This is a genomic window from Aquabacterium sp. (genome assembly GCF_030652515.1).
Taxonomy (GTDB): domain Bacteria; phylum Pseudomonadota; class Gammaproteobacteria; order Burkholderiales; family Burkholderiaceae_C; genus Aquabacterium.
Genome location: NZ_JAUSAR010000187.1, coordinates 1 through 8,038, shown reverse-complemented (window position 1 = coordinate 8,038; position 8,038 = coordinate 1). Strand labels below are relative to the sequence as shown.

The window sequence follows — 8,038 nt, the reverse complement described above, 5'->3', positions numbered from 1 at the left end:
AGATCACTTGCGCGCACCCCGATCGTCCACGATGGCGCTGAAACGCCGTCCACGATCAATTTGAAATGCCGTCCACCATCACGCTGAAACAGCGTCCACGATCAGCCTGAAATGCCGTCCACGATGGGCTGAAATACGCAGTCAATCACCGCTTTGAGCATCCTGATTGACTGGGCAGCCGTGTCCCTACCCGGCTCTGTTTCTTGATCGCATGACATGACCCACTCCCTGTTTAGATCCCCTGTCCTCAAATTGCGATGCGCTTTCATGCTCAACCTCCTCGACAACGATCACCAGTCAAAAGCGCCAGTGAATCCGGGGGGTTTCGGCATTGGGCTGGCCTGAAGGGCCACACGCAAATCAGAGCGGGGACCTCAAATCACAAGCAAGTTCTGTGGCATCAACCAGCGGGCCGTGATCGCGCCGGATACGTTGAAATTTTCGACGGCCAGGGCTCGTTATGGGAACACTTGCCATCCATGAACCATGTCAGCGCATCGAAAATCGATGTATGCAGCGCCACATTTCGCCATGTGGTTGAGCCGGGTTTCTCGCGTCTCACGCATGCCCCAATTCGGTCGCCAGCCTGTTGACCGAAGACGTGCATCAGGCACCGCAAACGAGCGGCATGGCAGTCAAGTTGGCAGGCCTTGCTCGGCAATCCATCGCCTGATGTCTTCCACACGCCAGGCCGTGATGCGCTCGGACAGCTTCACGGGCTCGGGAAAGGTTCGCGTGCGCACGCGCCGCCACAAAGTGGATTTGGAAATAGGCACGAACTGAAGCACCTGGGATTGCCTTAAAAATCCCATGGGCGGCAGTGTTGTCGGGGAAGGCGTGGCGATAGGTGCCGCTGATGCAGCGACATGGGCGGTGATTGTCTTGGGCATGATCTGGCCTCGCACGGCATGTGCCGATGGAAGTCATGACCTGCTCTTTGGCGGCTGCGCTAGGTCAGGATGGCGCAAGCCGGTAGGAACGCTGAACTCCACTTCACACCGACGGCGTTCCGGTCGCACGGTGTTGGCTCCAACGATTGAAAGTAACTTGAAGGCAGGCCACCAGCACTGCCATGAGCAAAGACGAATCAGAGCTGGCATCGCGTCATGCGCGACCAGCGTCATTCACAAGCAGGCAGGTATCGACTGCGACGCCGCCGCGATGAGGCGGGTAATGGCATGCACACATTACAAAAATGAGCGCTCTGACGCCACCGTATCTGAGGTCATGGGCAGCATCAAGGCAAACATTCGGTCCTTCACCGAAAACACCCAGGATCACCGCACATTGCGGGTAGCGCTTTCGCACCACCTGCCAGCGAGCCCTCAGCAAAGGCTGGCTTCACTTCGGTGAGGCATCGGCATCTGCTGGCTCCGCGTCCACAGCCGTAGCTATCTCTGACGACTCCAACGGCAATGACTCGGCTTGAACAGATAGATCATCATCCCCTTGATCTGCCGTGGCATCGACTGGTGCCGCATCCCCGGCTTGCTCTTCGACAGTCTCGGCCGGTATTCTCTGCTTGCCACCGGCCTCTCGGCCATCCAGCGCATTCATCCGACGCCTCAACCCCATGGCGAAGTTGCGGGCGCCATTGGCCACATCGCGCACCTGACGCTTGAGCCCTGCGCGCTCGATGTCCACGGCCTGCGCCGAGACCACCTCGTGGATCTCCAGCGTCTGCAACAGCGGCATCAGCTGGTCCAGTTTGCCCAACACTTCCAGAAACCTGCGACCAGAAGACGACATCACCCCGACCTCAATCGCCAAGGGCACCGTGTCGTACGTGGCCGCGCTGGTGATGCCATGCACCTTGAACAAGGCCTCGGCGCCATCAATGGCCTGGTTGAGGTTTTCGTTGACGGCATCGAGTTGTGCCCGGATGGTGGCCTCGACCTTGGCAATGTCACCGTGGTCCAGACGCGTGCGTGCGATCACCGAGATGAAATGAGTGTTGAGCTGCAAGGTGCTGAACAGGCGGACAAAGTAACGCTTGCCTTCGGCACTGGTAAAACGCGTGGGCATCTTCACGCTCGCCGCTTCAATGCGCCGAAAATCGGCCTTGGTCTCCTTGGCCAGGATCCGGGCGTTGACCCCACCCTGGTCCATCTTGACGATCTGGTTGTCCGACATGTGGCGCTCCCCTGGCTGGCGTGCTCGCCACCATCTTGCGGAGCACACGGAGTCATCTCCACCGGAAATGGCCCCCCATTGAAGGCCCTTTCGGCACCAGCTCGATTTTGGTGGCATTCAGATCTTGACCACGGCTGGCACTGAGGCTAACTTGGCCCCATGCAGCAGCTGGCCCCTGCATTCAAACAAGGCAAGCCCTGGAGTTTCATGCTGATTTCATGACGCCCACCAGCGTCGCGATGCCGTCGAAGCGGCTTGCGAGGTGAGGGCGAGGCGGCGGCGTTGTTGCCTCCCTCGCGCCCTCCCCCCGAAAGCTTTCTTCGATCGGTCGCTGGCACACCGATTCAGGCGGGGTATCCCGCTCAAGCCAGCCCTGGAGTCACCTCAATCACCGTCGGTCTCGCACCGACTTGTCATCACCCTGTGGGGGCACTGCCTCCACCCCGAGTGAGCCGTGCCTCCCATTCACCATGGAGGCATCGATGCTGCAAACCAGCACACCCCTCGTCAACGTCGTACCCGACGACGAACCATCACAACCCGACTGGAGCGAAGAGGACATCGTCTTCTTGCATTGGCGGCTGTTGCAGGAGATCAAGCAACTGTCTGATCCGGCCACGCCGCTGGAAGACAAGTTCGACACCCTGCGCTGGGTGTTCACCGAGCGCGAGAAAGAGCAACAGCCCTTCTCGTTCGTGAACTGCTTGCGCGTCGTCGGTTGCAGCCCGCTGTCACCGATCGCGTACTGCGGTCTGGTGGATGCACAAGACATCCGCGACCACATCCGGCGCAGCCTGAAATCCTGGCTGGCCGCCTCCATGGCGCGCTACCCGCCATGGGTCCGAGAGGCCATCGCCAGCCAGCCCCAATGGGTTGAGGCCCGGCTGGCCAAGAACCCGCAGTGGATCAACGAGCAGCTCAAGCAGATGGCCCAGGAAGGCGACCTGTTTGCCTGAAGCCATTTTCCTGACGTCATTGGATCTGAAAGGAGCTCCTGTGCAAAACCAAGCATTCATGCGTGGGCATGGCATCCCCATGCTGGCCGTCCACGAAGCCCGAGACATCGAGTTCCTGGTCAAGGAAAGCGAAGTGCTCACTGGCCGCGCGGGTCGTCTGTTCGTCATCGCCGGAGCCGACTGGCTGACCTACCGGGTGCTTTGGCATCCGATGGGCTTCAAGGTCGAACGGCTGGACGAACGCGGCCAAGTCGTGTGGTCCCAGCACCAGTTGCCCTGGGAGTTTGTAGACCACAGCGTGGTCGAGGCCCTGCACGCGGGCCAGTTGTTCACCCCAGCGGTTCGCCGTGCTGGCTGACCGTTTGTTCACCCCTTTGGCGGGCCTGTCCCGCCGGGGACTGGTGCCGCCTTCACTTTTGGAGAAGCATCATGCAGATCAAGGTTCGAATCAATGAAGAAGGCGCCCTGCGCAACCAGGGCTACGCCTTCACCGACCGTTTCACGCTCATCTCCGAGCTGCTGCAAAACGCCCGCCGCGCGGGTGCCACGCAGATTGAGGTTGACCACGATACCGACACGCAGGTGCTGTGCGTTCGCGATGATGGATGCGGCATGGCCGACTTTCAGAAGCTGCTGAGCTTTCACGAGTCAGGCTGGGATGCCGTCACCTGCACCGATGAGCGCCCCTTCGGGGTCGGCTTCTCCAAGTGCTTGTACGCGGCCTCCCGCTGCATCGTCGCCTCGGGCTTGCACCGTGTTGACATCGACACCGCCGCAGCCCTGGACCAGGCCTTGTTTGATGTCACGCAGATTGAACCAGCGCAAGCCATCCATGGCACGCTGATCGAACTGCATGGCGTCGATCTACCCGATCTGGCTGCCCGCATCGACACGCTGTGCCTGGGGTTTCCCACTGCGGTGCTGTTCAATGGCAAGCCACTGCAGCGTCGCCTGGCACAAGCCCATCTGCCGATGATGCCCAGCCCCATCGGCGCGGTGTACCTCACGGGTACGCAAGATTGCAAGCACAACCACCACACCCTGGTGTTTCTGCAAGGCTTTTGCGTCATGCGTCCGCCTTACTGGTCGGTGGATCAGGTCAACGTTGTTCACCTGGACTCACAGCAGTTTGTGGCCCGCTTGCCGGACCGGGACAAGCTGATCGACGAGGACCTGCAACGCAGGCGCATCGAGACAGCCTTGAAGGCTTGTTGGCGGGAAGTGCTCGAAACAGCCAAGGCCCGGATGGCACCAGAGCGCTTCGTCGAGGACTACTACTCGGCGATGCGGTCCTGGGGCCACCTGGACCTGCTCAACGACATTGATGCCCTGCCGCGCGTGCTGTGCAGCGACATCGTGGCTTACCCCACGCAGGACAACAGCAGTGGCGTTGAATACCTTCAACAGGTCACCACCGCGCCATCGCGCCAGGCCATCGAAGCAGGTGCTGCGACCTTGTCGGCCCTGGATGTGCTTGACGATGAGAACGCGGCACTCTGGCTGTTTTCGCGAGCCAAAGGCCACCTGGTCATCGATTGGCTCGGCTTGCACACGGCCCATTGGGCGCAGCCCTTGGTGCGCTTTCCTGAGCGAGAGGCCGTCGCCATTGAGGTCGTGTCCGAGCAGCACCGCACGGAACTGGAAGGCCGGTGGATCTGGCCCACCGTCATCCTGTGCGATCGGATCAGGATCACCGTCGGCACCGAGTCGGTGGACATCACCCAAAGCGGCCTTCACCACGAAGGTTGCCTGTACATCCCAGAGGGGGAGACCTCTGGCGAGCCTGTTCGCCAAGCCTCGTCGTTCATGGATGAGCACGACCAGTACCTGGCCAACGACATGGAAGCCGACCGCGACGCACTGGCCGATCTGATCTGCCGCCTGCGCTCGGTCGATCCCCTGCAAACGCTCGATTCGCTCTTGCAGAACCTCAAGCTGGGCAAGTACCCCTTGCTCCACGGCAAACGCTTTGCGCTAAGCGTCGGCACAGGGCCTGCGCCCAGCCATTCGCTCGACCTTCTCGACTGAAACCAATCTCTGTGACATCTCACAAGGAGTCCATCATGCAAAACCATGAATACGCCAACCGCGTGGAAGGCATCAAACGCCGTGCGCACGGCCGCTGGAGCGAAATTCTCTCCAGCCTGGGCGTTGACGAGCAGATCCTCAAAAAACGCAACCTGCCCTGCCCGCTGTGCGGCGGCACCGATCGCTTTCAGTACACCGACAAGTTCGGCGAAGGCAACTACCACTGCCGTGGCTGCGGGGCAGGTGGCGGCTTCAAGCTGCTGCAAGCCGTCAAGGGCCTGGACTTCAACACGGCCTTGAACGAGGTCGAACGGTGTGTGGGCGCTGAGCCCTCCATGGCGCTAGCCGCATCACCAGAGCCCTCGGCGATCAACATGAAGGCCCTGGCCAAGCGCATCTGGGATGAAGCCCAGCCTGTGACCCACGGTGATGAGGTGGACCGCTACCTCGCCAACCGGGGGCTGGCGCTGCCAAGCTACCCCAAGGTGCTGCGCCTGCACCCCGCGCTGGGTTACTTCGAGAAAGACCCCGCCACGGGCAAAACGCACAAGGTGGCCGAGTACGCCGCCATGCTGGCCTGCATTCAGGGCCCGGACGGGCATGCCGTCACCCTGCACCGCACGTATCTCAAAGGCGGTTGCAAGGCTGCGGTGCGTGATGCCAAGAAAGTGCTGTCCTCGGGCATCAATGGAGCCGCTGTGCGCCTGTTCGAGGCCACGCAGGAATTGGCCATCACCGAGGGCATTGAAACCGCCCTGGCGGTGCACCTGGCCACCGGCAAGCCGGTCTGGGCGGGCCTGAGTGCAGGCAACCTGGAAAAGCTGTGGCTGCCTGACACGGTGCGAACCGTTTGCATCTACGCCGACAACGACGCCGATGCCGACTTCGATGGCCAGGCCTTCGCCTTCGCCCTGGCGCGCAAGCTTAAAAAGCAAGAGCGCCAGACCGGCCCTCGCCAGGTGCGGGTGTTCCTGCCCAAACCGGCGGGCACGGACTGGGCCGATGTGTGGCTGGCCAGGGTGGAGCAAGCCACCTGCGCTGAATAGACATTGTGTTTTGCACGATCGATGTCGTGCCCTGTGTGGATCGGCTTGAGCCCGGTCCGTCATCAACCCTGGCGGGGATGTGCATCCCCGCGAGTGGGTGATGCCGTCTCCGCCTTTCTTTTTTCCGAATAGGAGTTTGATATGAGAAGCGGACGCTCCCTTGTCAGCCTGGCCCATGAACTTGAGCGCCAGTTGCATTCCAAGAAGGACCTGGTGGTCCCCTCGTCGCTGCTGCGACACGACACCGACGACACGGGCCAAACCCGTCTCGTCATTGACGAAGGCGGCGGCTCCATGCCGTACGGCGTCATGCCGCTGGCGCGCCGCCAGTTGGCCGACAAACTGAGGATCCCGTATGCGTATTTCGAGCGCATGCGGGCCGAGCAACCGGTGCTGCTGGACCGCAACGTCAACACCTGGCTGCAAAGCGACGACGACCGCCGCATGATCCGCACGCTGGACGGTCACGTCCGGGCCGTGCTGTCTGACCGCTACCGACGCCTGGACAACTACGACCTGGCCGAGAGCGTGCTGCCCATCCTGCAGCAGTTGCCCGATGTGCGGTTTGAATCGGTGGAGCTCACCGACACGCGGATGTACCTCAAGTGCATCACGCCGCGCCTGAAGGTCGAGATGGCACCGGGCGACATCGTGCAGGCCGGGGTGGTGATCTCCAACTCGGAGGTCGGCCAGGGCACGCTGTCGGTTCAGCCCCTGCTGTTCCGCCTGGTGTGCCGCAATGGCCTTATCGCGTCTGACCACTCGCTGCGCAAGACCCATGTCGGCCGCGCCATGGGTGGTGACGAGAGCATCCTGGTGTTCAAGGACGACACCTTGCGTGCCGACGACAAGGCCTTCTTCCTGAAGGTGCGCGACGTGGTGCAGGCGGCGGTGTCAGAGGCCAGCTTCATGCAGGCGGCGCAGAAGATGCAAAAGACCTTGCAGATCCCACTGGTGGGCAACCCCGTCAAGACGGTCGAGGTGCTGGCGCAGCGCTACACCTTGAACGACACCGAACGTGCGGGGGTGCTGCGGCACCTGATCGCAGACGGTGAGCTTTCGGGCTATGGCCTGGTCAACGCGGTCACGCACTTCTCACAAGAAGTCGAGGACTACGACCGTGCGACCGAGTTCGAGGCGCTGGGCGGCAAGCTGATTGAGCTGTCAGCGAAGGACTGGAAGGAGTTGGCCCAAGCTGCTTGACGGCTGGGCAATAGCATGCGATGTCAATATCGCTGACAAAACCACCGGGGCTGAGCACCGGTGGTCTTTCTTTTGAATGCCCATGGCTGTCACTGCCAAATACGCCAGCCATCGCGGGGCCTTGTTGATGGCAATAACACCTGCCTTGGCATCAGCCATTGATTCGATGTGGCATTGGCGGATACGCTGGAACCGTGTTCACCTCACCCTCAAACCAATAACAGACCAACCTCACCACCACGCCCCATCCGGGTCCACCGACGGGAACGACCATGAGCGCCATCCAACTCACCGAAGTGCAGTTGACCAATCTGTACCTGCTCCAGGCCATCAGGCTGGGCATCGAACAGGATCGGGTATCGACCTGCCGAAAGTTCGCCCTTGATGCCGACCTGGCCGATCATCTGTGCGAGTTGAGCCAGGATCAAATGTGGTCCTTCATCGTCCACATCGGGCAAAGCACCCTGTTCCCGCCGCGCCAGGATTTCATGGCGCTGCTGAAGTCACCCGCTGCACTAACGGCATCCCTGGCTGCGTATTTCAGCCCATCGTGGACGGCATTTCAGGCTGATCGTGGACGCTGTTTCAGCGTGATGGTGGACGGCATTTCAAATTGATCGTGGACGGCGTTTCAGCGCCATCGTGGACGATCGGGGTGCGCGCAAGTGATCT

At 61.2% G+C, this 8,038-nt stretch carries 8 protein-coding genes; 6 read left to right on the top strand and 2 right to left on the bottom strand.

What is annotated here, in order from left to right; genetic code table 11:
- Positions 1-635: 635 nt before the first annotated feature.
- Positions 636-890, bottom strand: coding sequence for a helix-turn-helix transcriptional regulator (locus Q7V20_RS20980; protein ID WP_370652534.1), 255 nt, complete (start codon positions 888-890; stop codon positions 636-638).
- Between the two features lie 451 nt (positions 891-1,341).
- Positions 1,342-2,133 (bottom strand): DUF1845 domain-containing protein, encoded by a 792-nt coding sequence (locus Q7V20_RS20975; RefSeq protein ID WP_304795592.1) that lies wholly within the window; start codon positions 2,131-2,133, stop codon positions 1,342-1,344.
- Positions 2,134-2,615: 482 nt separating this feature from the next.
- Here Q7V20_RS20975 and Q7V20_RS20970 point away from each other — a divergent pair, with 482 nt between their 5' ends.
- The 6 genes from Q7V20_RS20970 to Q7V20_RS20945 all read left to right on the top strand — a co-directional run bounded on the left by Q7V20_RS20970 (position 2,616) and on the right by Q7V20_RS20945 (position 7,983).
- A complete protein-coding gene (locus Q7V20_RS20970) occupies positions 2,616-3,089 on the top strand; it encodes a hypothetical protein (RefSeq protein WP_304795591.1) in 474 nt (157 codons plus the stop codon).
- A gap of 40 nt (positions 3,090-3,129) precedes the next feature.
- Entirely contained in the window at positions 3,130-3,447 is a 318-nt protein-coding gene (locus Q7V20_RS20965; protein WP_304795589.1) for a hypothetical protein, read from the top strand.
- A gap of 71 nt (positions 3,448-3,518) precedes the next feature.
- On the top strand, positions 3,519-5,117 hold the full coding sequence (locus Q7V20_RS20960; protein WP_304795587.1) for an ATP-binding protein: 1,599 nt from the start codon (positions 3,519-3,521) through the stop codon (positions 5,115-5,117).
- Between the two features lie 35 nt (positions 5,118-5,152).
- Positions 5,153-6,163, top strand: coding sequence for a toprim domain-containing protein (locus Q7V20_RS20955; RefSeq protein ID WP_304795586.1), 1,011 nt, complete (start codon positions 5,153-5,155; stop codon positions 6,161-6,163).
- A 141-nt stretch (positions 6,164-6,304) separates the two neighbouring features.
- Entirely contained in the window at positions 6,305-7,366 is a 1,062-nt protein-coding gene (locus Q7V20_RS20950; protein WP_304795584.1) for a DUF932 domain-containing protein, read from the top strand.
- Positions 7,367-7,638: 272 nt separating this feature from the next.
- Positions 7,639-7,983 (top strand): hypothetical protein, encoded by a 345-nt coding sequence (locus Q7V20_RS20945; RefSeq protein WP_304795582.1) that lies wholly within the window; start codon positions 7,639-7,641, stop codon positions 7,981-7,983.
- Positions 7,984-8,038: the final 55 nt, after the last annotated feature.